16 protein-coding genes are annotated in these 23292 nt (G+C 71.0%); 12 read left to right on the forward strand and 4 right to left on the reverse strand.

Features of this window, described 5'->3' with window-relative positions; translation table 11 throughout:
• Positions 1-87: 87 nt before the first annotated feature.
• The 3 genes from BLQ73_RS06645 (at position 88) to BLQ73_RS06655 (ending at position 6588) form a co-directional block, all read left to right on the forward strand.
• Positions 88-2784, forward strand: a complete 2697-nt coding sequence (locus tag BLQ73_RS06645; protein ID WP_093169357.1) for a sensor histidine kinase — start codon at positions 88-90, stop codon at positions 2782-2784.
• A 5-nt stretch (positions 2785-2789) separates the two neighbouring features.
• The gene (locus tag BLQ73_RS06650; protein WP_093169359.1) at positions 2790-4622 is read left to right on the forward strand and encodes an APC family permease; all 1833 of its coding nucleotides are present in this window, start codon (positions 2790-2792) and stop codon (positions 4620-4622) included.
• A 142-nt stretch (positions 4623-4764) separates the two neighbouring features.
• Positions 4765-6588 (forward strand): APC family permease, encoded by a 1824-nt coding sequence (locus BLQ73_RS06655; protein ID WP_218125649.1) that lies wholly within the window; start codon positions 4765-4767, stop codon positions 6586-6588.
• Between the two features lie 15 nt (positions 6589-6603).
• Here BLQ73_RS06655 and BLQ73_RS06660 read toward each other — a convergent pair whose 3' ends face one another.
• Positions 6604-7269 carry a class I SAM-dependent methyltransferase gene (locus tag BLQ73_RS06660; protein WP_093169361.1) on the reverse strand — a complete coding sequence of 222 codons (666 nt, stop codon included), beginning with the start codon at positions 7267-7269 and terminating at the stop codon, positions 6604-6606.
• 252 nt (positions 7270-7521) lie between these two features.
• Here BLQ73_RS06660 and BLQ73_RS06665 point away from each other — a divergent pair, with 252 nt between their 5' ends.
• Positions 7522-8067, forward strand: a complete 546-nt coding sequence (locus BLQ73_RS06665) for a phosphatase PAP2 family protein (protein WP_245690847.1) — start codon at positions 7522-7524, stop codon at positions 8065-8067.
• On the opposite strand, the gene BLQ73_RS06670 is transcribed toward BLQ73_RS06665, so the two are convergent.
• Complete coding sequence (locus tag BLQ73_RS06670) at positions 8064-8648, reverse strand: ATP-binding protein (RefSeq protein WP_176955311.1); 585 nt, start codon at positions 8646-8648, stop codon at positions 8064-8066. The genes BLQ73_RS06665 and BLQ73_RS06670 overlap by 4 nt on opposite strands.
• Positions 8649-8828: 180 nt before the next feature.
• Here BLQ73_RS06670 and BLQ73_RS06675 point away from each other — a divergent pair, with 180 nt between their 5' ends.
• Together BLQ73_RS06675 and BLQ73_RS06680 are read left to right on the forward strand one after the other, a co-directional pair.
• Complete coding sequence (locus BLQ73_RS06675) at positions 8829-9743, forward strand: helix-turn-helix domain-containing protein (RefSeq protein ID WP_093169367.1); 915 nt, start codon at positions 8829-8831, stop codon at positions 9741-9743.
• 112 nt (positions 9744-9855) lie between these two features.
• Entirely contained in the window at positions 9856-10092 is a 237-nt protein-coding gene (locus tag BLQ73_RS06680; protein ID WP_093169369.1) for a DUF397 domain-containing protein, read from the forward strand.
• 80 nt (positions 10093-10172) lie between these two features.
• On the opposite strand, the gene BLQ73_RS06685 is transcribed toward BLQ73_RS06680, so the two are convergent.
• Both BLQ73_RS06685 and BLQ73_RS06690 read right to left on the reverse strand, forming a co-directional pair.
• Complete coding sequence (locus BLQ73_RS06685; protein ID WP_093169371.1) at positions 10173-10427, reverse strand: hypothetical protein; 255 nt, start codon at positions 10425-10427, stop codon at positions 10173-10175.
• 1 nt (position 10428) lies between these two features.
• Positions 10429-13560 (reverse strand): DEAD/DEAH box helicase, encoded by a 3132-nt coding sequence (locus BLQ73_RS06690; RefSeq protein WP_218125650.1) that lies wholly within the window; start codon positions 13558-13560, stop codon positions 10429-10431.
• Between the two features lie 278 nt (positions 13561-13838).
• Here BLQ73_RS06690 and BLQ73_RS06695 point away from each other — a divergent pair, with 278 nt between their 5' ends.
• The 6 genes from BLQ73_RS06695 (at position 13839) to treZ (ending at position 23292) form a co-directional block, all read left to right on the forward strand.
• On the forward strand, positions 13839-15650 hold the full coding sequence (locus BLQ73_RS06695; RefSeq protein ID WP_093169375.1) for a hypothetical protein: 1812 nt from the start codon (positions 13839-13841) through the stop codon (positions 15648-15650).
• A 107-nt stretch (positions 15651-15757) separates the two neighbouring features.
• Entirely contained in the window at positions 15758-16291 is a 534-nt protein-coding gene (locus BLQ73_RS06700) for a hypothetical protein (RefSeq protein WP_093169377.1), read from the forward strand.
• Positions 16292-16351: 60 nt separating this feature from the next.
• On the forward strand, positions 16352-16993 hold the full coding sequence (locus BLQ73_RS06705) for a DUF305 domain-containing protein (protein WP_093169379.1): 642 nt from the start codon (positions 16352-16354) through the stop codon (positions 16991-16993).
• 150 nt (positions 16994-17143) lie between these two features.
• Positions 17144-19249 (forward strand): glycogen debranching protein GlgX, encoded by a 2106-nt coding sequence (glgX, locus tag BLQ73_RS06710; RefSeq protein ID WP_093169381.1) that lies wholly within the window; start codon positions 17144-17146, stop codon positions 19247-19249.
• The gene (gene treY, locus BLQ73_RS06715) at positions 19242-21587 is read left to right on the forward strand and encodes a malto-oligosyltrehalose synthase (protein ID WP_338056603.1); all 2346 of its coding nucleotides are present in this window, start codon (positions 19242-19244) and stop codon (positions 21585-21587) included. The genes glgX and treY overlap by 8 nt, the downstream gene beginning before the upstream one ends.
• The gene (gene treZ / locus BLQ73_RS06720) at positions 21565-23292 is read left to right on the forward strand and encodes a malto-oligosyltrehalose trehalohydrolase (protein WP_093169383.1); all 1728 of its coding nucleotides are present in this window, start codon (positions 21565-21567) and stop codon (positions 23290-23292) included. Before treY ends, treZ begins: the two co-directional genes overlap by 23 nt.

Below are 23292 nucleotides of genomic sequence, written 5' to 3' on the forward strand. Positions count from 1 at the left end.
AGTGAGGAGGGAAGGCGCCGGGTCAAGAGCCCCCTCGCCGCGACGCGAAGCGTCGCCATCAGACACATCGCGCGCCGGAGGCGCGCAATGAGCAGGGGTCGGCTGCGGGTCTACCTGGGGGCGGCCCCTGGGGTGGGGAAGACTTACGCGATGCTCGGCGAGGGCCGGCGGCGTTCCGATCGGGGCACCGACGTCGTGGTCGGCCTGGTCGAGACGCATGGCCGTCCCCGTACGGCGGAGCTCGTCGAGGGCCTGGAGGTGGTGCCCAGGCGGACCCTGCACCACCGGGGTGTCCCGTTCGCCGAGATGGATGTGGACGCGATCCTTGCCCGGCGCCCGAAGGTGGCGCTGATCGACGAGTTGGCGCACACCAACGTGCCCGGTTCCCGCAATGAGAAGCGCTGGCAGGACATCGAGGAGCTGCTCGACGCGGGCATCGACGTCGTCGCCACCGTCAATGTGCAGCATCTCGACTCGGTCAACGACGTGGTGCATCAGATCACCGGCGTGCCGCAGCGGGAGACCGTGCCTGACGAGGTGGTGCGCCGGGCCGACCAGGTGCAGCTTGTCGACATGGCGCCGGATGCGCTGCGCCGCCGTATGGCCCATGGCAACGTCTACCCGCCGGAGAAGATCGACGCGGCGTTGTCGAACTATTTCCGTGAAGGCAATCTCACCGCCCTGCGGGAGCTGGCGTTGCTGTGGGTGGCGGGAAAAGTGGATGAGCAGCTCGACCGCTACCGCGCCGAGCACGGCATCGCCGGCACGTGGGAAGCGCGTGAGCGGGTCGTGGTGGCGTTGACCGGCGGGCCTGAGGGCGACACTCTGATCCGCCGTGCCGTCCGTATCGCGGCCCGCACCAAAGGCGCCGATCTGCTCGCTGTCCACGTGACCGCCTCCGACGGGTTGACGACGGCCGACCCGGCCAATCTGCTGCGGCAGCGCACGCTGGTCGAGAGCCTCGGCGGCTCCTACCACCAGGTGGTGGCCCATGATGTGCCGCGCGGGCTGCTGGACTTCGCCCGGGGGGTGAACGCGACACAGCTCGTGCTGGGGGCGTCGCGGCGCGGGCGGTTCGCCCAGTTGTTCTCTCGCGGGGTGGGGGTGACGACGACGGCGCTCTCGGGGTCGATCGACGTCCACATGATCACCCATGAGGAGGTGAGCCGGGGGCGCCGTCCGCACCGGTCGCGGGCGGTGCTGACGCGGGCCAGGCTCCGCGCCGGGTGGCTGCTGGCGGCGTTGGCGCAGCCCGCGCTGACGGCCGCGCTCTACCCGTTCCGCGAGGACGCCGGGCTTCCTGTGGAGATCCTGCTGTTCCTCCTGGTGGTCGTGATCGTCGCGCTGGTCGGCGGCATGTGGCCTGCGGTGACGGCCGCCGTGTTCGGTTTCCTGCTGCTCAACTACTACTTCACTCCGCCGCTCGACCAGTTCACGGTGTCGGACCCGAAGAACCTTTTCGCGCTACTCGTCTATGTGCTGATCGCGGTCATGGTGAGCGCGGTGGTGGGTCTGGCGGCCCGCCGTACGCGGGAGGCGGCGCGCGCGGGGGCCGACGCCGAGGTCTTGTCGACGCTCGCCGGACACGTGCTGCGCGGCGAGCACGCGTTGAACTCGCTGCTCGGCCGCTTGCGTGAGACGTTCGTGCTCACGTCGGTGACGCTGCTCGAACGGGTGCCCGGCACCGTGCCGACCCCGGGCGATCAGAACGACCCGGACGCGTGGCGCATCGTCGCGACCTCTGGCGGCACTCCGTGTACGTGCCCGGGCGCGGCCGACACGGAGATGGTCATCGACGAGGAGTTGATTCTCGCGCTGCGAGGCCGGCTTCTCGACGCCTCCGATCGGCGTGTCCTTGAGGCGTTCGCCGCTGAGGCCGCCGTGGCGCTGCGCCAGCAGCGCCTCGCCGAGCAGGCCGAACGGGCCCGCCCTCTCGCCGAGGCCGACAGGATGCGTACGGCGCTGCTCGCCGCGGTCAGCCATGACCTGCGTACGCCTCTCGCGTCGGCCAAGGCCGCCATCGAGAGCCTGCGCGCCACCGACGTGGACTGGTCCGAGCAGGACAAGGAGGAACTGCTGGCCACCGCCGACGAATCCCTCGTCAAACTGGCCAGGCTGGTCTCCAACCTGCTCGACATGAGCCGCCTCCAGGCGGGCGTGCTGGGGCTCGTCTTGCAGCCTGTGGCGCTGGAGGACGTCGTCCCGCGTGCCGTCGACGACATCGGCCCGCTCAGCGAACGGGTGCGGGCCGGGATATCCCCGTCGATTCCCCAGGTTCTCGCCGATCCGACCCTGCTGGAACGCATCCTGGTCAACCTCATCTCGAACGCCGTGCGCTACAGCCCGCAGGAGACCGTGGTGCTCATCACCGCGAGCGGGCACCGCGACCATGTGGAGATCCGCGTCATCGACCGCGGCACGGGCATCCCGCCCGAGGAGCACGACCGCGTATTCCTCCCCTTCCAACGCCTGGGCGACCGCGACAACCACACCGGGGTCGGGCTCGGCCTTGCCCTGTCGCGCGGTCTCGCCGAGGCCATGGGCGGAACGCTCATCCCCGACGAGACGCCGGGCGGCGGACTGACCATGATCCTCACCCTGCCCGTCTCGACGCCTCCCGCCTCCACTCCCGACGGCCCGGCGCCGAGCTCCATGCCCGGTTCCATGCCCGGTTCTATGCCCAACGCACACGGGTCGACCCACGGTTCCGCGCCTGCTCCTCTCACCGTCCCGCCGCAGACCCGGCGGGATGCAGAAGCGCGGGACCCTGATCACGCGGAATGAGCCCGATGTCCACCACCACATCGTCCACGTCAAGTCCTCCCCCGCCGGCCCCCGCACCTGACCGGGCCGCCGCAGGCGACCGCCACCGGCTCACCGTCGTCGGTGGGCTCGCCGCCCTGTCCCTCGACGCGATGGCCTCGGTCGCCTACGGCCCCGAGGCGATCGTCCTGGTGCTCGCCCTCGCCGGGGGAGCGGGCATGGGGTTCACCCTGCCCGTCACGCTCGCCATCGCTCTGCTGCTGGCCGTGCTCACCTTCTCCTACCGCCAGGTCATCGCGGCCTTCCCCGACGGCGGCGGCGCGTACGGCGTGGCCAAGGCCCATCTCGGCCGCCGCGCCGGGCTCGTCGCGGCGGCCAGCCTGATCATCGACTATGTGCTGAACGTGGCGGTCTCGGTGGCCGCGGGCGTGGCCGCGCTGACGTCGGCGTTTCCGGGGCTTCTGCCGTACACGACGGTGCTCTGCCTGCTCGTGCTGGCTGTGATCACCGCGGTCAACTACAGGGGTATCGCGCACAGTGCGCGGGCTTTCATCGTGCCCACGGTCATCTATGTGGGGGCGATCGTGACGGTCATCGCCGCCGGTGTGCTGCGGGGCTCGCCCGCCGTGGCCGCGGACCCCGCCGCGCAGGCCCAGGTCGTCGAGACGGTGGGCGTCCTGCTGCTGCTCAAGGCGTTCGCGAACGGCTGCGCCTCGCTCACGGGCGTGGAGGCCATCGCCAACGCGGTGCCCTCGTTCAAGCGGCCGAGGGTACGGCATGCGCAGCGGGCCGAGGTCGCGCTCGGCGGGCTGCTCGCGGTCATGCTGATCGGCATCGCGGTCGTGATCGAGAAGTTCTCCATCCGGCCCGTCGAGGGCGTCACCGTGCTCGCCCAGGTCACCCAGGCGTCCCTCGGCGACGGCGCGCTGTTCTACCTCGTGCAGTTCTCCACGGTCGTGCTGCTGGCGCTGGCGGCCAACACCTCGTTCGGGGGCCTGCCGGTGCTGGCGCACCTGCTGGCCAAGGACAACAACCTGCCGCACCTGTTCGCCTTGCGCGCCGAGCGGCAGGTCCACCGGTACGGCATCGCCTTCCTCGCCGTCACCTCCGCCATCCTGCTCGTGATCGCGCAGGGCGAGATGAACCTCTTGGTCCCGCTGTTCGCCATCGGGGTGTTCGTCGGGTTCACGCTGTCGCAGTTCGGCATGGTGCGGCACTGGCTGGGGGCTCGGCCGCGCGGCTGGCGGGCCCGGGTCGCCCTCAACGGCGGTGGCGCGCTGCTCACCGCCGTGGCCGCCGTCGTGGTCACGGTGACCAAGTTCGGCGAGGGCGGATGGCTGATCGTCGTCACGCTGCCGCTGCTGGTCGTGATGATGGAGGGCGTCAACCGCGCCTATACGCGCTTCGGCGACCGGCTGGAACTCGGCAGGACCCCGGTGCCGCCCCGGCCCCGCCGATCGGTCGCCGTGGTCCCGGTGCACACCGTCAACAGGCTCACCCACGACGCCCTCGCGGCGGCGCTCTCGCTGGGCGACCGGGTCGTCGCCGTCAACATCGCCCACCCTGAGGACGAGGGCGCGGCCCGCGCCTTCGTCGAGGAGTGGGAGCGCTGGCATCCCGACGTCGAACTGGTGCAGCTTTTCGACGCGCATTTCCGGCTGGCCGAACCCTTGGTCACCTATCTGTCCGCGGTGCCGGAAAGCCAGGTGTTCGTACTGATCGCCGAGATCGAACCCGAGCGTTTCTGGCAGCGGGTGCTGCAGAACCAGCGCGGCGGGGTGCTGGCCAGGGCGCTGCGGCGCCGTACGGACGCGGTGGTGTGCCGGATGCGGTTCCGCATCGGGCACCTGCCCTCCTGAGCTTCCCCGGTAGGCGCGTCGGGGAGTGCCGTCAACCCGGGCGGTTCCTGGGAAGTGCTCTTGGGAATTGCCCGGGTTCGGTATTGACGCGCCGCACAGTCGGATCCTGAATCCGACTGTCCTGATCAGGTGGAATGGGCCGGTGCCCACGTCCGCCCAGCCGCACGGGAAACGCCCCGGACATCCCAAGGGGGCCGACCACGACCGGCTCGGCGTCGTCGGGGGCCTGTCCGCGCTGTCCCTCGACGCGATGGCCTCCATCGCTTACGGGCCCGAGGCGATCGTCCTCGTGCTCGCCCTCGCGGGCTCCGCGGCGCTCGGCTACACCCTGCCCGTCACCGTGGCCATCGCGCTGCTGCTGGCCGTGCTCACCGTGTCGTACCGCCAGGTCATCGCGGCCTTCCCCACAGGCGGCGGCGCGTACGGCGTGTCCAAGACCTACCTCGGCCGTCCCGCCGCACTGGTCGCCGGGGCCAGCCTGATCATCGACTATGTGCTGAACGTGGCGGTCTCGGTGGCCGCGGGCGTGGCCGCGCTGACGTCGGCGTTTCCCGAGCTCCTGCCGTACCGCGTGGTGCTGTGCCTGGTGGTGCTCGCGCTGATCACGGGCATCAACCTCAGAGGCATCGCCCGCAGCGCGCGGGCCTTCATCACCCCGACGGTCGTCTACATCGGCGCGATCATGCTGGTGATCGTGGTCGGGCTGATCCGCGGCTCACCCGCCGTGGCGCACCACGGCCACCACGTCCAGGCGGTCGAGACGGTGGGCGTGTTCCTGCTGCTGCGGGCCTTCGCCAACGGCTGCGTCGCGCTCACGGGCGTGGAGGCCATCGCCAACGCGGTGCCCTCGTTCAAGGATCCGAGGGTACGGCACGCGCAGCGGGCCGAGGTCGCGCTCGGCGCGCTGCTCGCGACCATGCTGATCGGCGTCGGGGTGCTGATCGAGAAGTTCTCCATCGGGCCGGTTCCAGGCGTCACCGTCCTGTCCCAGGTCACCGAGGCGTCCCTCGGGGACGGACCCCTGTACTACCTCGTGCAGTTCACCACGGTCATCCTGCTGGCGCTGGCGGCCAACACCTCGTTCGGGGGCCTGCCGGTGCTGGCGCACCTGCTGGCCAAGGACGACAACCTGCCGCACCTGTTCGCCCTGCGCGCCGAGCGGCAGGTCCACCGGTACGGCATCGCCTTCCTCGCCGTGACCGCGGCCCTCCTGCTGGTCGTCGCCGAGGGGGAGATGAACCTCCTGGTCCCGCTGTTCGCCATCGGGGTGTTCATCGGGTTCACGCTGTCGCAGTTCGGCATGGTGAAGCACTGGCTGACCTCACGGCCGGCCGGATGGCACTACAAGGCGGCGCTCAACGGGACCGGCGGGTTCCTCACCGGGGCGGCGGCCATCGTGATCACCGTGACGAAGGTGGGGGAGGGCGGCTGGCTGATCGTCATCGCGCTGCCTCTGCTGGTGGCGGGCATGGAGGGCGTGAACCGCGCCTATGCCCGCTTCGCCGTACGGCTTCAGGTCGGTGAGGTCCCCACGCCGCCCAGGCCCCGCCGTTCGGTGGTCGTGGTGCCCGTGCACACCGTCAACCGGCTCACCCACGACGCCCTGGCCGTCGCCCTGTCCCTGGGCGACCGGGTCGTCGCCGTCAACGTCACCCACCCCGACGACGAGGGGGAGGCCCATGCGTTCGTGGAGCAGTGGGAGCGCTGGGACCCCGGCGTCGAACTCGTCCAGGTCTTCGACCCGCGCTTCAGAACGGCCGAGCCGCTGATCACCTATGTGACGGGTCTGCGGGAGAGCCACGTGCTCGTGCTGATCGCCGAGATCCAGCCCGAGCACAGATGGCAGGCGATCTTGAAGAACCAGCGCGGCGCGATCATCGCCGCCGCGCTCCGGCGGACGGACGTCGTGATCTGCCGGATGCGTTTCCGCGTCGGCGACCGGCCGCCCGGCCCGCCGCACGCGTGAGGCGAAGGGCCGCTCTCAGGCGGTGTCCGGTCCGGGTACGGCGCTGCCGAGGACATGGCCGATGCGGTCGAAGGTGAGGTGCTGGAGGTGTTCGACGGTGAAGCCGGCCCGCCGGATCTCGGCGACGGGGTCGCGGTCGGGGCGGCAGCCGCCGCAGGCGCGCCGCCAGAGCGGGGAGACCAGCGAGGTGGCGAGCGCGGTCACGGGGTTCTTCGGTACGGCGTGCTCGTAGAACCTGAGCCGTCCGCCCGGGCGCAGCACCCGGCGGATCTCGGCGAGGGCGTCGGCGGTCGTGTCCGCCCGGCACAGGGCGAGCGAGCACACGACGGCCGAGCAGGTGGCGTCGGCCACGGGAAGGGCGGTGAAGTCGCCGCCGACCACCCGGGCGCGGGGGCAGCCCAGCTCGCAGGTGTGGCGGGCGGTCTCCCGGACGAAGGGGTCGGGCTCGACCAGAATGATCTCCGTGACGCCGGGCGGGTAGCACATCGCCTTGACCCCGTCGCCCGAGCCGATCTCCAGCACGGTCCCGGTGAGATCCGAGAGCAGTGCGGCCCGTTCGGGGGTGGGGGCGAAGGTGCGCCGGTCGCGCACCGGCCTGGGGTGGTGGAACTGCTCCATGCCGCCGCCGAAGTATCGGCCGGTATCGGGGGGCCTGTCCTCGTCGATGCCAAGCGCCGCCATATGTCCTCCTGACCTCGGCACCCCAACTATCAGGCGGTGTTCCTTCGCGCGTGCGGGCCCCTGACTGGATCTCGACGCGTACTCCGCGAATCTTGACGTTTTCTTGACGGGGTATCGGATTGGCCGAACGGCTGATGTGCAGCTCTCCTTGGTGGTCTCTAAGGTGGTCCCTTACCCGTAACTGCCCGTATGCCGAATGGACATGATCAGTTGAAGGCCCCCGAGATCAGTGTCGAGCTGTATAGAGCGGTTGTGGAGTTCGCGGGAGGGCTGCCCTCGTGGGTGCATGTCCTGGCGGAGATCGGGACCGACGCCGGACTCGTGCTGTTCGCTGTGATCTTCCTGCTGAACTGGTGGCTGGCACGCGGCGGTGATCCCCGGCGCATGGCGCTCGCGCTCGTCGGCCCGGTCGCCGTCGTCGGCGCCTACATCGTCAGCGAGGTCACCAAGACGCTCATCCAGCAGGACCGGCCCTGCTGGAGCATGGCGGTGGCCACGATCGCCGAGTGCCCGGCGGCGGGCGACTGGTCCTTTCCCAGCAACCACGCCACCATCGCCGCGGGCGCGGCCGGAGCCCTGATGGTCGTGTGGCGTCCGAGCCGCTACTTCGCGCTCCCGCTCGCGGCCGGCATGGCGTTCTCACGCGTGTTCGTCGGCGTGCACTACCCCCACGACGTGCTGGTGGGCTTCCTCATCGGAGCGATCCTCGCCCCGATCCTCACCCTCCTGCTGGTGGGCGCGGTGACCCCCCTCATCAAGGTGATGCGCAACAAGCGCATCCTGCACCAGTTGATCTAGCGCGGATCTCGAAAGGTCACCGCCGCCCCGGTCTCCAGCTCGGTCTCCAGCTCGGGGTCGAGGTGGGGGTCGAGGTCGGACCCGAGCTGCGTGAGGGCCGACCTGGACTCACCCTGAAAGGGTGACGGTCCGGTCTGGAACGAGGCCCAGACGAGCTTCCCCCCAGACGGCGTGGGTGACCAGCCCCACGCCGTGGTGAGGGCGGCCACGAGGTGGAGGCCCCGCCCGCTCTCGGTGAGCTCGTCGGCCTCGGTCGGGACCGGAGCCTCCAAAGCGGGATCGAGCACGGCGCAGACGACCCCGCCGGTACGGCGGAGCACGTAGAGCCGTTGCGCCCCTCCCGCGTGGCGCAGTGCGTTGGTCGCTAATTCGGAGACGACAAGCTGCATATCAAAGGAAAGCTCCGACAGTCCCCAGGCTTCGAGAGTCGCGGTCGCGAAGTCTCTGGCGGATTTAGCTGACGCGCGAGTGATGTCGAACTCGGCCGAGGACACGGCCGGGTCATCACCACCGATCGCCTTCAGCAGCCAGTCAGGTGCCGTCCCCGTAGCGGCGTGCCGGCGTGCCAGGTTTGCGGTCATCGAAGTCCCTACGGGCAACATGTGGATCACGCGGTCCGGGCAAGTCGTGCGACAGTCATTCTTTCGGTTTGTTGCGTACAGATGCAAGAACAGATGCACGTGCATTCCCTCTCGGGGACTGCATATTCCAGCCGAACGTGAAAAGGTGAGTTCTGAATCACTGGTCCTCCGGAGGCACCGATGATCTCTTCCCATGCGGACGACCGCTCGCCCGGCGACCGCGTGGTGGGGTTCCCGTCAGGTGGTGGCCCCACTGTCCTGCGAATTCTGCTCGGTTCACAGTTGCGTCGACTTCGCATCGCGAACGGCATCACCCGGGAGGAGGCGGGAGAGGCCATCAGGGGCTCCCACGCCAAGATCAGTCGGCTGGAGCTCGGACGGGTCGGTTTCAAGGCGCGTGACGTGGCCGATCTGCTGACGCTCTACGGCGTCACCGACCCGGTCGAGCGCGAGGCTCTGCTCAAGCTGGTCGACCAGGCCAAGGCGCAGGGATGGTGGCACAAGTACGGCGACGTCCTTCCCGCCTGGTTCGAGGTATACGTCGGGCTTGAGGAAGCGGCTCACGTGATCCGGAGCTACGAGATCCAGTTCGTCCCCGGCCTGCTGCAGACGCGAGACTACGCCAGAGCCGTGATCATGCTGGGGCATGGGGCCGCGTCCGTCACCGAGATCGAGCGGCGCATCGCGCTGCGGGCCGCGCGGCAGGAGCGCATGCGGCGGCCAGGGGCCCCGAAGCTGTGGGCGGTGATCGACGAGGCCGCGCTGCGCCGCCCGCTCGGCGGTCGCGCCGTGCTCCGCGAGCAGATCGACTACCTCATCGAGGCGATCGAGTCCCCCAACGTCGTCCTGCAGATCATCCCGTTCGCCAGCGGCGGCCACGCGGCGGCGGGCGGGCCGTTCACCATTCTCCGGTTCGCCGAGCCCGAGCTGCCGGACGTGGTCTACATGGAGCAGCTCACCAGCGCGCTTTACATCGACAAGCGCGACGACGCCGAGCATTACATGCACGTCATGGAACAACTCTGCCTGGAGGCGCAGCCTCCGGAGCAGTCCCGGGGCTTCCTGGAGAGGCTGCGCGACGAATTGTTGCCCTGATCTGGCATCGAATGATGATTTTTCATCATGTGAGGAGCTCAAATCCCCTATCTTGCGGATGCAAGCAGCAATGCAGCTCATCGGCCAGATATGAGGGGATTTCGGGGTAATTATGGTGGAGATCTACAACGGCATGTCCGCCACACGACTCAACGAGGTGCACTGGCGGAGAAGCACATACAGCAACCCGAGCGGGAACTGTGTGGAAGTGGCTCGTTTGACCGGCGGTGACATCGCCGTCCGTAACTCCCGTGACCCGGGCGGGCCGGCCCTGATCTACACCCCGGCTGAGATCGAGGCGTTCCTCCGCGGGGCCAAGGGCGGCGAGTTCGACGACTTGATCGTGTAGTGCACCGGTGCCGGCGGGCCGCTCGTAGCTGGGGCGGCCCGCCGGTCACCGGTGCGCCCCCGGCGCCCGGCTGAGGCCGTTCACCTGTCCTCGTGGCCCAGGTCGCGATAGGCGGACCTGAGGATGTCGAGCAGCGGAATGTGGCGCACCTTGACCTCCGGGGCCGCCAGAGCGCGCAGCAGCAGGTCGGGCGGTGTGGCCGCGGCCCCGCCGCTGTCGCGGAGCCGGTTCAAGGACACGGCGGGCGCGTAGAAGTCGTCCAGGCGGTCGCCGAGCGAAGCCTCCCCACCCGCGCCGGACACGGTCACGTCGAACCCGGTCACCTCGTCAGGCACCTCAGCTCACCGCCCCGGGGCCCAGACGGAACAGCTCGCGCAGCTGCTCGGTCGACAGATCGCTGATCCAGTCCTCGCCGGATCCGACCACGCGGTCGGCCAGGGACTTCTTCCTCTCGATCATCTCGTTGATCCTCTCCTCCAGGGTGCCCACACAGATGAACTTCCTGACCTGCACGTTCTTGGTCTGGCCGATGCGGAAGGCGCGGTCGGTGGCCTGGTCCTCGACGGCAGGATTCCACCACCGGTCCACATGGATGACGTGGTTGGCCGCCGTGAGGTTGAGCCCGGTGCCCGCGGCCTTCAACGACAGCAGGAACACCATCGGCTCCTCGTCGCCCTGGAAGCGCTCCACGAGCTCGTCCCGCCGCTGCTTGGACAGCCCGCCGTGCAGCCAGAGCACAGGGCGGTCGAGGTGCGTCGCCAGATAGGGCTGGAGCAGCGACCCGAACTCCGCGTACTGCGTGAACACCAGGGCCTTCTCGCCCTCGTCGACGATCTCGCGGGTCAGCTCCTCCAGCCGGGCCAGCTTGCCCGAGCGGCCCGCCAGGCGGGAGCCGTCCTTCAGCAGGTGGACGGGATGGTTGCAGATCTGCTTGAGCCGGGTCATGGCCGCGATGACGTTGCCCCGGCGCTCGATGCCCGCGCTGCCCTCGATCCGGCCCAACATCTCGTCGGCGACGGACTTGTAGAGCGCCGCCTGCTCGGGCGTCAGCGTGCACCAGACCTTCATCTCCAGCTTCTCCGGCAGATCGGAGATGATCGTCTTATCGGTTTTGAGGCGGCGGAGGATGAACGGGCCCGTGGCCTGCCGGAGCGCCCGCGCCGCCGTCTCGTCGCCCCGCTGCTCGATCGGCTCCTGGTAGCGCCGCCGGAACCGCTGCGCGGCGCCCAGCAGGCCCGGATTGCAGAACTCCATGATCGACCACAGCTCGGCCAGGTGGTTCTCCACCGGGGTGCCGGTCAGCGCGAGCCGTGTGGGCGCCGGGATGGACCGTACGGCACGGGCCTGCCTGGACCCGCTGTTCTTGATCGCCTGGGCCTCGTCGCACACCACCCGGCCCCACGTCAGCGCGGCGAGCGCGCCCAGGTCCCGCAGCGCCGTGCCGTACGTGGTGATGACCAGGTCGGCCGCCGCGACCGTCCGCTCCAGCTCGGCCCCCCGCTCGCGCCCGCCGCCGTGGTGGACGTAGACGCGCAGCGACGGGGCGAACCGGGCCGCCTCCCGGTGCCAGTTGCCCACCAGCGACATCGGGCACACCAGCAGCGTCGGCGCGGGTCGCGCGCCCGCGTCTGCGCCCGCGCCCGCGTGCGTGCCCGCGTGCGTGCCCGCGTGCGTGCGTTCGCGAAGGAGCAGCGACAGGGTCTGGGCGGTCTTCCCCAGCCCCATGTCGTCGGCGAGGATACCGCCGAGGCCGAGCTCGGACAGGAACGCGAGCCATGACAGCCCCCGCTCCTGGTACGGCCGGAGCACACCGTTGAAGCCCTCCGGCGTCGGCACCGGGGTCAGGCGGCGGTCGGCCTGCCCCGACAGCAGGTCCCCGAGCGGGCCTTCGGCGTCGATCCCGATGAGCGGCAGCTCCACATCGCCGCCCTCCACCACCCGCCGGATCATCTCGCCGACCGTCATGCTGCCGCCGCGCCCTTGCTCGACGGCCTTGAGGGCGGCCTTGAGCTGCCCCTCGTCCAGCTCCATCCACCGGCCGCGCACCCGCACCAGCGGGATCTTCAGCCTGGCCAGCTCGGCCAGCTCCTCCTCGCCGATCGTGTGGTCGCCGATCGCGACATCCGTCGTGAACTCAAGCGGCGTGTCCAAGGAGAAGGCCCGGTCCTCCGCGCCGGGCTTGGCGGTCAGCCGCAGTCCGAGGCGCTGGCGGCCCGCCCAGGCGGGCAGCCGTACGCCGTAGCCCGCCGCCCGCAGCAGCGGCGCCGAGTTCCGCAGGAACCTGAACGCCCACGCAGTCTCCACCGACAGGCCCGTCGGCCGGTCGCCGTGCAGCGCGGTGTGGAGGTCGGGGCAGAGCCGTACGGCACGGCCGAGCCCGGCGAGCAGCTCCTCCCCGGGGGTCTCGGACAGCCAGTCGGCCCGCTCGCCCTCCCAGATCCGCATGGCGGGAACCAACAGGTCGGGGTCGCCCGCCGACTGGAGGGCGAATTCCAGCCGCCAGGTGTCGCCGTCGTCCGGCTCGACCAGGTGGAAGTGCACGCGGACCGGGCCGTCCAGCTCGTGGGCCGCGTCGATCCACGCCCGCAGCGTACGGCCCAGCGTCTCGGCCTCCTCCGGCCTGGCCTGCGGCAGCCCGGCGTTCTCGGCGGTGAGCGCCAGGAGCCAGCGGTCGGCCAGCGGGGTCTTCACGCCCGGCCGCTGGCCGACGATCAGGCGGTCGGGCAGCGAACGCCGCGCCGCCGCGTCGACCAGGCCGCAGAGGGCGTCCCGCAGCGCGTCGGCCGGGGAGCGCCCCGGGGCGACCGCCCGGCACACGGGCGGCATGGCGGTCGTGAAGTCCGCGAACGCGGCGGCGTCCGCTCCGGTGAGGACGGGCCGCCACCTGGCGGCGTGGCCGGACGGCTCGGTGACGAGCTGGGGGAGCACCCGGCCCCGCCGTACCAGGCGGGACGCCAGGTCGGCGACGAGCGCGAGGTAGCGCAGCGAGGCCCCCGGCCCCCACTCGGGCCGCGCGCCGTCCTCGTCGGCGCACTCCGCGGCGTCGACAGGCCCGGGGAGCGACTCAAGGAGGCGCAGCGCCTCCCGTGGGTCGAGCAGGAGGGCGGGGACCCGCCAGGGGAGCAGCTCCGGGCGGGCCGCGGCCTGCGGGATGCCCGACTCGGGGGACGGCAGGGGGGACGGGCCGGAGCCGGGGAGCAGGACGGTCGGCTCCGCCGTACGGTGCGCGGGAGGCACCGGGGGCACCGGGGATGCGGCGGGATCGGTGGGTGTGTCGGGGGAGGCCGGGCACAGGGCCGAGGCGAGATCGGCGGCGCTCGCCGCCCAGGGGTGCGGATGCGGCTCGGAGGAGGAGGTGCGGGGCGATTCCCCTGCGTCGGGGGACGGATCCGCCCTATCCGCCAGAGAGGTGTCCTCACCCCAGATCGCCAGATTCCCCTCTGTCCAGGCACCGTGAAGTACGAGCACGCGACCACCCCCGGTTCTCGTTGCCGTGACGCGACCTTGATCGGGTGCCCTGCGGCCGATTTGTCGCCCAAGCACCGTACATGACGTCGTGGAGTGGGACGCCGGTTCAGCGGTGCTGGTTCGGCGGTGACGGTCAGTCGTCATTTCCGGAGCAATCCGGAGCAGTCCGGCGGCGTTTCGCCATCCTCCGACTCAGCGCAGCGGGGACCCCTACTATGTGCATTCACACTGTGCGCATGTTCGATTACACGAAGTGATCGAATGAGGGGAGGCGTTCCGTGGGACGTTCCATTCGAGGGGATCGGGCACTCGCCCGGCCCTACCGCGATCTCGTCTGGCTCGCCTACCTGGCGCTGCCCTCAAGCGGCGACGGGGAACGGCGCCTCGTGCTCGCCCACCGGCTGGTGGCCGAGGCCCTCGCCCGGCACCCGTCCGCCGACGGCGAGGCATACCCGCGGCTCAGAGGCGAGGTGCTGCGCCGGGCTCTCCGCCGCCGCGCCCTGCGGCGCCGCCTCCGGGGCGCCTCCCGTCTCGACGTCGTCCCCGCCGTGACCCGCGGCGCCGACCTCGCCTTCACCGCCGCGCTCGACAGGCTCCCCGCCCCCGCCCGGGCGGCATACGCGCTCTACCGCATGGAGGGGCTCGGAGCCGCCGAGACGCGCGCCGTGCTCGCCTCCGCCGGCGTCGACGACCCCGGCGGAGCCCTGGCCGCCGTGGTCGCGCTGGAGTCGGACTTTGGGCCCGACAGCGCCGCGCTCCACCGCCCCTCCATCGACCCGACGATCGCCCGCGTCTACGGGCGCGTCCCCTCGGGCAACACCGGCAGGCTGATCGTGGCCGGCGCGGCCTTCGCGCTGCTCGCCGCCGCCGCCATGGTGCCGGTCTGGTTCGACCTCTACGGCGAGCGCAGCCCCGCCCACGGCGCCGGCCCGGCCGCGGCCGACGCGCCGGTGGTCCGCCAGGTGCCGCGCGGCGCCTGGCGGACCACGACCGACCTCGACCTCGGCACCTGGGAGGCGCGAGGCGCGCTCCGGGGCGACAAGGCCCTCGTGGGCCGGGCCCTCGCCGCGTGGCTGCGGCCCGGGAAGGTGCCGCACCGGGCCTTCCACGGGGTGCCCGACCGGGCGCCCTCCGCCGATCCGCAGCTCCTCTACGCCGGCCGCCTCAGCGGGGTGCGCGTGGTGCTCCTGCGCGACCCCGGCCGCGTCGCGCGCTACACCGAGACGGTCGGCGGCCGGTCCCTCGACATCTTCCCCGAGCCCCGGCAGTCGGCGGGCGAGGCGACCCCGCTCAAGCTCCTCACCTCCCGGTCGGGTTCGCACTACCTGCTGCCGCCCTGGGTGGAGGAGGTGCATGCCGCCTCCCTCGGCCACCGCCCGCGCTGGCGTCCCGTCGCCGTCGCGGGCGGCGTGACCGCGGCGGTCCCGCACGAGCGTCGCAGCCGCTGCTGGCGCGGCCCTGTGCTGCGGCTGCGCGCCCCGCAGATCGGGGCCGGTCCCACCTCCACCGCGATCGACATGGGGCGGCTGACGCTCGCCACGCTCGACTACCGGTCGGCCGCGTCCTCCGCCCCGAGCGGGCTCGACACCGCCGCCGACGGCTTCACCGCCTGGTCCCAGCTCGGCTGCGCCTTCGCCAGGCCCAACGACGAGGTGCGCTCGGCCACCGCGTGGGAGTTCTTTCGGGGCGCGCTCCCGGAAGGGGCGAGGGGCCGCTGGATCTGCGTCCGCCTCGCCGACGTCACCGGCCGCAGCACGACGCGCGCGGTCCTGCTCGTGACGTCCGGCGGCCACACCAGCCCCGTCCCCACCGGCCAGCGCCGCGACACGTGGGACTGCAGCCATCTGAAGCGCGACATCGCCTCCGGCACCTGGTGGAAAGGGCCCTCCGGCCAGTGGCACTACCTCGCGGCCGCCGCCTCGGGCGGCGGCATCCGCTTGCGGCTGACCACTCCGGGCGCTCCCCAGCGCACCACCGCGGCGACCTTCACCACGGTCCCCGGCCCGATGGGCGGCGACACGCCCATCGGTCAGGTCCCGGTCTCCGGCGAGACCGCGCAGGGGCACACCGTCCCGGTCTATCAGCAGTGAGGGGAGCATGGGCGGCGCGCCCGGGACCGCGGGACCGACCACCGCCCCCAGCCGGTAGCCTGCATCTACCTGGGGCGGGTATTCGCGTTTTTCGGATCCTTCGGGGGGTGACGGTGGGCCGCCGTGCCGATGTGACGACGGCCGGGCACGGTCTGCTCTTCCTGCTGATGCTCGCCGTGGTCTTCGGGGTCGCCGCGATGCACACCCTCGGCCACGTCACCTCCCACACCCTCGGATCGTCGCATTGCCTTTCCCCCGGCATGGTGTCGCCGCCCGCCGGGCACGTGGCCGAGCGCCCACACGCCGCCCACGGCGGCGACACCGCCCCGGCGGAGGCCGGCGAGGTCTCCCGCGCGGGCGCGGCGTCGCCCGGGCACGCGGTGACGGGCGCGGCCGGGAGCCCGGCGCACAGTTTCGCCGGCGCCCCCGGCGGCGGTCTGCCGCTGTCGCTCGATCCCAGCCTCATCTGCGTCGCCGTCCTGGCCGCCGTCGCACTGCTCTCGGTCGCGTTCTTTCCGCTGAGAGGTCAGGGCGATTCGACGTGGCTCACCGGCGGCACGCGCCACGCCCCGACCCCGTCCCGGGGGCCGCCGCTCTGGGGCCGCCCACTCCTCACCCGGCTTTCGGTGCTGCGGGTTTAAACCGCCCTGTTTTTGCAGGTCGGTTCAGACTCATAGGGAAATCCGAAAGGCTTCGCACGCATGTCCACGTTCTTCACGACCTTCACGACGACCAAGTTCCGTGCCCTCGCCGTGGCCGCCGCCGCGGCAGCCGTACTCGCGGGCTGCTCCAGCGGGGAGGCCACGCAGGCCGATGGAGGGGAGCACGCGGGCGGCCACGGCACCGCCGCCTCGTCGTCGGCCCCGGCCACGGCGGGTTCGACCCAGCCGGGCGCGGCGTTCAACGACGCGGACGTGACGTTCGCGCAGATGATGATCCCGCACCACCAGCAGGCCATCGAGATGTCCGACCTTGCGGCCACCCGGGCGTCCAACCCCGAGATCAAGAAGCTGGCCGAGGAGATCAAGGCGGCCCAGGGGCCCGAGATCGCCAAGCTGACCTCGTGGCTGACCACCTGGGGCAAGGAGCCCATGCCCGCCGGGCACACCATGGACGGCATGCTGACCGCCGACGAGATGGCCGACCTGGAGAAGGCCAAGGGCAAGGCGTTCGACAAGCTCTTCGCCGAGCTCATGATCCGCCACCACGAGGGCGCCATCACCATGGCCCAGACCGAGGTCGCGCAGGGGGCCTTCCCCGAGGCCAAGACCATGGCGGAGACCATCGTCGCCACCCAGCAGACCGAGATCGACACCATGCGCGAACTGCTGAAGAAGCTCTGACCTCAGTGAAAGCCGCCGGGGCGCCCGACCCGCTCGGGCCCCCGGCCGTGTGGTGCGTCCTCCGACGGGTGCGCGCCGCGGTGATTCGATAAGACAGGCATGCGCCCCCGGAAGACTGGGCATATCCCTTCACCGCTGAGGGGCGGTGGAATGACCGAGATATGGCCAGGTGATCCCTATCCACTGGGGGCCACCTATGACGGGGCGGGCACGAACTTCGCGCTGTTCTCGGAGGCCGGGGAACGCGTCGAACTCTGTCTGTTCGACGACCGTGACCACGAAACCCGGGTGGCGTTCACCGAATGCGACGGATACATCTGGCACGGTTATCTGCCGGGAGTGGGCCCGGGGCAGCGGTACGGCCACCGCGTGCACGGCCCCTATGACCCGGCGCGCGGCCTGCGCTGCAATCCGGCGAAGCTGCTGATCGATCCCTACGCCAAGGCCATCGAGGGTGACGTGCGGTGGAGCGAAGCGGTTTACGGCTACCGCTTCGCCGATCCGGAGACAAGAAACGACAGTGATTCGGCGGCGTATGTCCCGCGGTCGGTGGTGATCAACCCGTTCTTCGGGTGGGGACACGATCGCCCGCCGGCGACGCCGTACCACGACACGGTGATCTACGAGGCCCACGTCCGAGGGCTGACGATCGACCACCCCAAGATCCCCGAGCGTATCCGGGGGACATACGCGGCGCTGGGCCACCCCGAGATCGTCGACCACCTTTCCGCGCTCGGGGTGACCGCGATCGAGCTCATGCCGGTCCACCAGTTCGTCACCGACCACGTTCTCGTGGAAAGAGGGCTCACGAACTACTGGGGCTACAACACGATCGGATTCTTCGCCCCGCACAACGCCTATTCCTCCACCGGTCAGCGCGGCGGCCAGGTGCTGGAGTTCAAGGCGATGGTCCGCGCGCTGCACGAGGCGGGCATCGAGGTGATTCTCGACGTCGTCTACAACCACACCGCCGAGGGCAGCCATCTGGGTCCGACGCTGAGCATGCGGGGCATAGACAACCCCGATTACTACCGGCTCGTGGACGACGACCAGCGCTACTACATGGACACGACGGGCACCGGGAACAGCCTGCTCATGCGGTCGCCGCAGGTCCTTCAGCTCATCATGGACTCCCTGCGCTACTGGGTCACCGAAATGCACGTCGACGGCTTCCGGTTCGACCTGGCCGCGACATTGGCGAGGGAACTGCACGAGGTGGACCGGCTGTCGGCGTTCTTCGACCTCGTCCAGCAGGATCCGGTGCTGAGCCAGGTCAAACTCATCGCCGAGCCGTGGGACGTCGGCCCGGGCGGCTACCAGGTGGGCAACTTCCCTGGACGGTGGACCGAATGGAACGGACGCTACCGCGACGTCATCCGCGACCTGTGGCGGGGGCAGCCCGCCGCCCTGCCGGAGTTCGGGTCGAGGTTGACCGGGTCGAGCGACCTCTACCAGGACGACAGCCGCCGCCCGGCCGCCTCGATCAACTTCGTGACCTGCCACGACGGTTTCACGCTGCAAGACCTGGTGTCCTATGACCACAAGCACAACGAGGCCAACGGCGAGGACAACCGGGACGGCACCGACGACAACCGGTCGTGGAACTGCGGCGTCGAGGGCCCGGCCACCGGGGCGGTCGAAGTGCTGCGCGAGCGGCAGAAGCGGAACCTGCTGACCACGCTGTTCGTATCGCAGGGGGTGCCTATGCTCCTCCACGGCGACGAACTCGGCCGGACGCAGCATGGCAACAACAACGCCTACTGCCAGGACAACGAGATCAGCTGGGTGGACTGGTCGGACATCGAGGAGAACCGGCTGCTGCTCGACTTCACCAAGCGGCTGGCGAGGCTGCGCCGCGACCACCCGGTGTTCCGCCGCCGCCGCTTCTTCTACGGCCGGCCGGTACGGGGGTCCCACGATGGGCTGAGCGACATCGCCTGGCTCACCCCCGCGGGTGAGGAGATGACCGACGCGGATTGGAACGTGGGCTACGCGCGTTCCCTCGCGGTGTTCCTCAACGGCGACTCCATCACCGAGCCGGATCGCCGGGGCCGACGCATCTCCGACGACTCCTTCCTGCTCCTGTTCAACGCTCACCACGAGACGATCACCTTCACGATCCCCAAGGACTACGGGGACCTGTGGGTGACGGAGATCGACACGGCCGCGCCGATCCTCATCGAGCCCCGGCCGAGCCAGGCGGGCGAGGGGGTTCCCGTCGAGGGCCGTTCGGTAAGGGTGCTGCGCCGTGTCTGACGCCCGCATGTCCGACGCCCGCATGTCCGACGCCGCAGTGTCCGACGAGGCCCCCATGCCCGACGCCGCCGGGGCGGTGGTCGCGGCGCCGGCGGCCGGCCCGCGGTGGTCGCCGCCGCGCGCGACGTATCGCCTGCAACTCACCCCCGACTTCGGCTTCGCCGACGTGGCGGCCCTCGCCGAGTACCTCGCCGCGCTGGGTGTCAGCCACGTCTACCTGTCGCCGGTCCTCCAGGCGGTTCCCTCCTCACGCCACGGCTATGACGTCACCGACCATTCCCGCATACGCCAGGAGTTCGGCGGGGCCCCCGCGTTCCTGGCGATGGCGGAGCGACTCGCCGAGCTCGGCCTGGGGATCGTGGCCGATCTCGTGCCGAACCACATGACGGTCGCCCCGCCCGAGTCGGCCAATGCCGGCTTCTGGTCGGTGCTGAGTGAAGGGAAGGCCTCACCGTACGCGTCCTGGTTCGATGTGGAATACCGGGACGGGCGGATTGATCTACCCGTGTTGGGCGACGCGTCCCCGCCACGCGTGGACGGCGGCGTGCTGCACTACGGCGATCACGTGTTCCCGCTTCCGGCGGACCACTACAGGCTGGTGCCGTACACCCAGGGGCCGGGATACCGCCGCTTCTTCGACGTATCCTCGCTGATCGCCCTCCGGGTGGAGGACGAGGAGGTCTTCGAGGCGACGCACGCGGTCGTCCTGAGCCTGGTGGAGGAGGGGCTGGTCCACGGCCTGCGGGTGGACCACCCGGACGGGCTCACCGACCCCAGGGGCTATCTCGCGCGGCTGCGTGAGCGCGCCGGCGGCATGTGGACGGTGGCGGAGAAGATCCTGATCGGTGACGAGCGGCTGCCGGATGACTGGCCGTGCGACGGCACCACCGGATACGACGCGCTCAACCGGATTCTGCGCCTCTTCGTGGACCCGGCCGGCGAGGGGCCGCTGACGGACCTCTTCGTACGGCTCACGCGCACCTCCGCCGACTACCTCACCGTGGTGCGGGACGCTAAGCGGCAGGTGCTCACACAGTTCCTCACCGCCGAGGTCCACCGCCTGGCCGCGGCCGTCGCCCGCTCCGCCGGGCCCCGCGCCACCGCCGCCCTGCGCGAGGCCGTGGTGGAGCTGCTCGTGGCGATGCCGGTCTACCGCGCCTACGTCGTGCCGGGCGAGCCCGTGCCCGGACGGTCGCGCGACATCGTGACGGTCGCCGCGCAGGAGGCCGCCAAGCACGCCGACCCCGAGGCCGTGCACACCGTCGCCCACCACGTGCTGTACGGCACGGCCGAGGCCGTCGTGCGCTTCCAGCAGACCTGCGGCCCGGTCATGGCCAAGGGCGTGGAGGACACGGCGCTCTACAGGTTCTTCCCGCTGACCTGCCTCAACGAGGTGGGGGGAGAGCCGGGGGACTTCCGCTCGGACGTCGAGGAGTTCCACGCGTTCTGCCGGGGCATGCCGCCGGCGTCGATGACGGCGCTCTCGACCCACGACACCAAACGTTCGGAGGATGTCCGGGCCCGGCTCGCCGTGCTCTCCGAAATGCCGCACGAGTGGGCGGAGGCCGTGAGCGGGTGGGCGGAGCGGGTGTGGTTCGACCCCGCACTGGACTACCTGGCCTGGCAGAACCTCATGGCCGCGTGGCCGATCGACGTGAACCGGTTCACCGACTACCTGCTGAAAGCGGCGCGCGAGGCCAAGACCTCGATCTCGTGGATGTCGCCGGACGCGCGGTATGAGCGCGGCATCCGGGACTTCGCCGCTCGGGCCATCGGGGAGTGCGGCCCTTCGGTGGCGGCGTTCACCGCGCGGATCGACGGCTACGCGCGGGCCAACTCGCTGGGGCAGAAGCTGATCCAGCTACTCATGCCCGGAGTTCCCGACGTCTACCAGGGCAACGAGCTCACCGACTTCTCGCTCGTCGACCCGGACAACAGGCGGCCCGTCGACTTCGCCGCGCGGATCGCCGCCCTGGCGGCGGGGCCGGGCCGCCAGACGTGGGACTCCGCCAAGCTGCTGGTCACCGCGCGCGCTCTGGCGGCGCGGAGGTGGCTCGCCCCGGCGGCGCCGTACACGCCGCTGCGCGCCGACGGGGAGGCGGCGCCGCACGCGGTGGCCTTCGCACGGGGCGACAGCGTGGTGGCCGTCGCCACCAGGCTCCCGGTGGGGCTGGAGCGGCGGGGCGGATGGGGAGGCACCACGGTCACGCTGCCCCCGGGCCATTGGAACGACCTGCTCACAGGCCGGCCGTACACCGGTAAGGTGCCGCTGGCACACCTTCTCGGTCGCTGTCCCGTCGCGCTTCTGGAGAGAGATGTTCGAGGCATGGGCGCCTGATGCGGCGTCGGTGGAGGTCGAGATCGACGGAGTGCGCCACCCGATGCGCGCGGGCCGCGGCGGGTGGTGGTCGGCCGAGGTGCCGGGGGCGGGGCACGGCACCGACTACGCGTTCCGGGTGGACGGGGGCCGCCCGCTGCCCGACCCCCGGGCCCGGCGGCAGCCGTACGGCATCTTCGGGCCGAGCCGCGTCTACGACCACGGCATGTTCACCTGGAGCGACCACGGCTGGCGCGGCCGGGACCTGCGCGGGGCGGTGATCTACGAGCTGCACGTGGGCGCCTTCACTCCCGAGGGGACGTTCGAGAGCGCGGCGCGGCGGCTCGACCACCTCGTCGACCTCGGGGTCGACCTGGTCGAGCTCATGCCGGTGCCGCCGGTGCCCGGCGAGCGCAACTGGGGCTACGACGGGGTGGACCTGTGGGCCGTCAACGAGGTGTACGGCGGGCCCGACGGGCTCAAGACCTTCGTGGACGCCTGCCACAGCGCCGGGATCGGAGTGATCCTGGACGTCGTCTACAACCACCTGGGTCCGTCGGGGGACTTCCTCGCGGAGTTCGGGCCCTACTTCCACGAGTCGGCGGCGTCGTTCTGGGGACGCGCCGTCAACCTGGACGGCCCCGGGTCCGACGAGGTGCGGGCCTATTTCATCGGCAACGCGACGCAGTGGCTGCTCGACTACCACGTGGACGGCCTGCGCCTGGACGCCGTCCACGCCCTGGTGGACAAGCGGGCCGTGCACTTCCTGGAGCAACTGGCCGCCGAGGTGGACGCCCTGGCGGGGGCGGTCGGCAGGCCGTTGACGCTCATCGCCGAGTCGGACCTGAACGATCCGCGGCTCGTCACCCCGCGGGAGGCCGGAGGGTACGGGCTGGCCGCCCAGTGGAACGACGACGTCCACCACGCCCTGCACGCCGCCGTGACCGGCGAACGGCACGGCTACTACGGCGACTTCGGCTCGATGGAGACCCTGGCGAAGGTCCTCACCTCCGCCTTTCTCCACGACGGCACATACTCCGGCTTCCGCGGGCGTTCCCACGGCCGACCCGTGGACCGCACCCGCGTCCCCGGACACCGCTTCGTCGCCTGCGTCCAGAACCACGACCAGATCGGCAACCGGCCCGGAGGCGACCGCATGGACTCCGAGGCGCTGCGGCTCGCCGCCGGGCTGCTGATGACCTCGCCGTACACGCCCATGCTGTTCATGGGGGAGGAGTGGGGGGCCGCCTCCCCGTTCCTGTTCTTCACCGACCACATCGAGCGGCATCTGAGGGAAGGCGAAGCCGACCGGCGGCGGCGCGAGTTCGTCGGCTTCGGCTACGACGACTGGGCCGAGAAGGCCCCCGACCCCTCCGAGACGGCCACCTTCCTGCGGTCCAAGCTCGACTGGGGGGAACTGGGCTACGAAACCCACCAAGATCACCTGAGCTGGTACAAGGACCTCATCGCTCTCCGCCGGGCGTGCCCCGAGCTGTGCGACCCGCGGCTCGACCGCGTCGCCGTCGACGTCGACGAGGAGACGCGGCTGCTGGTCGTCCACAGGGGAACGCTGCGCGTCGCGGCCAACCTCGGACCGGACCCCGCGGCCGTGCGCATGCCGCCCTGCACCGTCCTGCTCGCCTCCGACCCCGCCGTCCGCCGCACGGGCGACAGCCTCACCCTCCCCGCCCGATCCCTGACCGTCCTCCGCCTCTCCCCGGAATGA

This window comes from Sinosporangium album (assembly GCF_900100605.1).
GTDB lineage: Bacteria > Actinomycetota > Actinomycetes > Streptosporangiales > Streptosporangiaceae > Sinosporangium > Sinosporangium album.

Excerpts from the sequence above, each read along its gene's own strand:
- BLQ73_RS06650 (WP_093169359.1), top strand. The coding sequence starts at position 2,790 with ATGTCCACCACCACATCGTCCACGTCAAGTCCTCCCCCGCCGGCCCCC.
- BLQ73_RS06680 (WP_093169369.1), top strand. The coding sequence starts at position 9,856 with ATGGTGGAGATCTACAACGGCATGTCCGCCACACGACTCAACGAGGTG.
- BLQ73_RS06670 (WP_176955311.1), bottom strand. The coding sequence starts at position 8,648 with ATGACCGCAAACCTGGCACGCCGGCACGCCGCTACGGGGACGGCACCT.
- glgX (WP_093169381.1), top strand. The coding sequence starts at position 17,144 with ATGACCGAGATATGGCCAGGTGATCCCTATCCACTGGGGGCCACCTAT.
- treZ (WP_093169383.1), top strand. The coding sequence starts at position 21,565 with ATGTTCGAGGCATGGGCGCCTGATGCGGCGTCGGTGGAGGTCGAGATC.
- BLQ73_RS06660 (WP_093169361.1), bottom strand. The coding sequence starts at position 7,269 with ATGGCGGCGCTTGGCATCGACGAGGACAGGCCCCCCGATACCGGCCGA.
- BLQ73_RS06675 (WP_093169367.1), top strand. The coding sequence starts at position 8,829 with ATGATCTCTTCCCATGCGGACGACCGCTCGCCCGGCGACCGCGTGGTG.
- BLQ73_RS06705 (WP_093169379.1), top strand. The coding sequence starts at position 16,352 with ATGTCCACGTTCTTCACGACCTTCACGACGACCAAGTTCCGTGCCCTC.
- BLQ73_RS06645 (WP_093169357.1), top strand. The coding sequence starts at position 88 with ATGAGCAGGGGTCGGCTGCGGGTCTACCTGGGGGCGGCCCCTGGGGTG.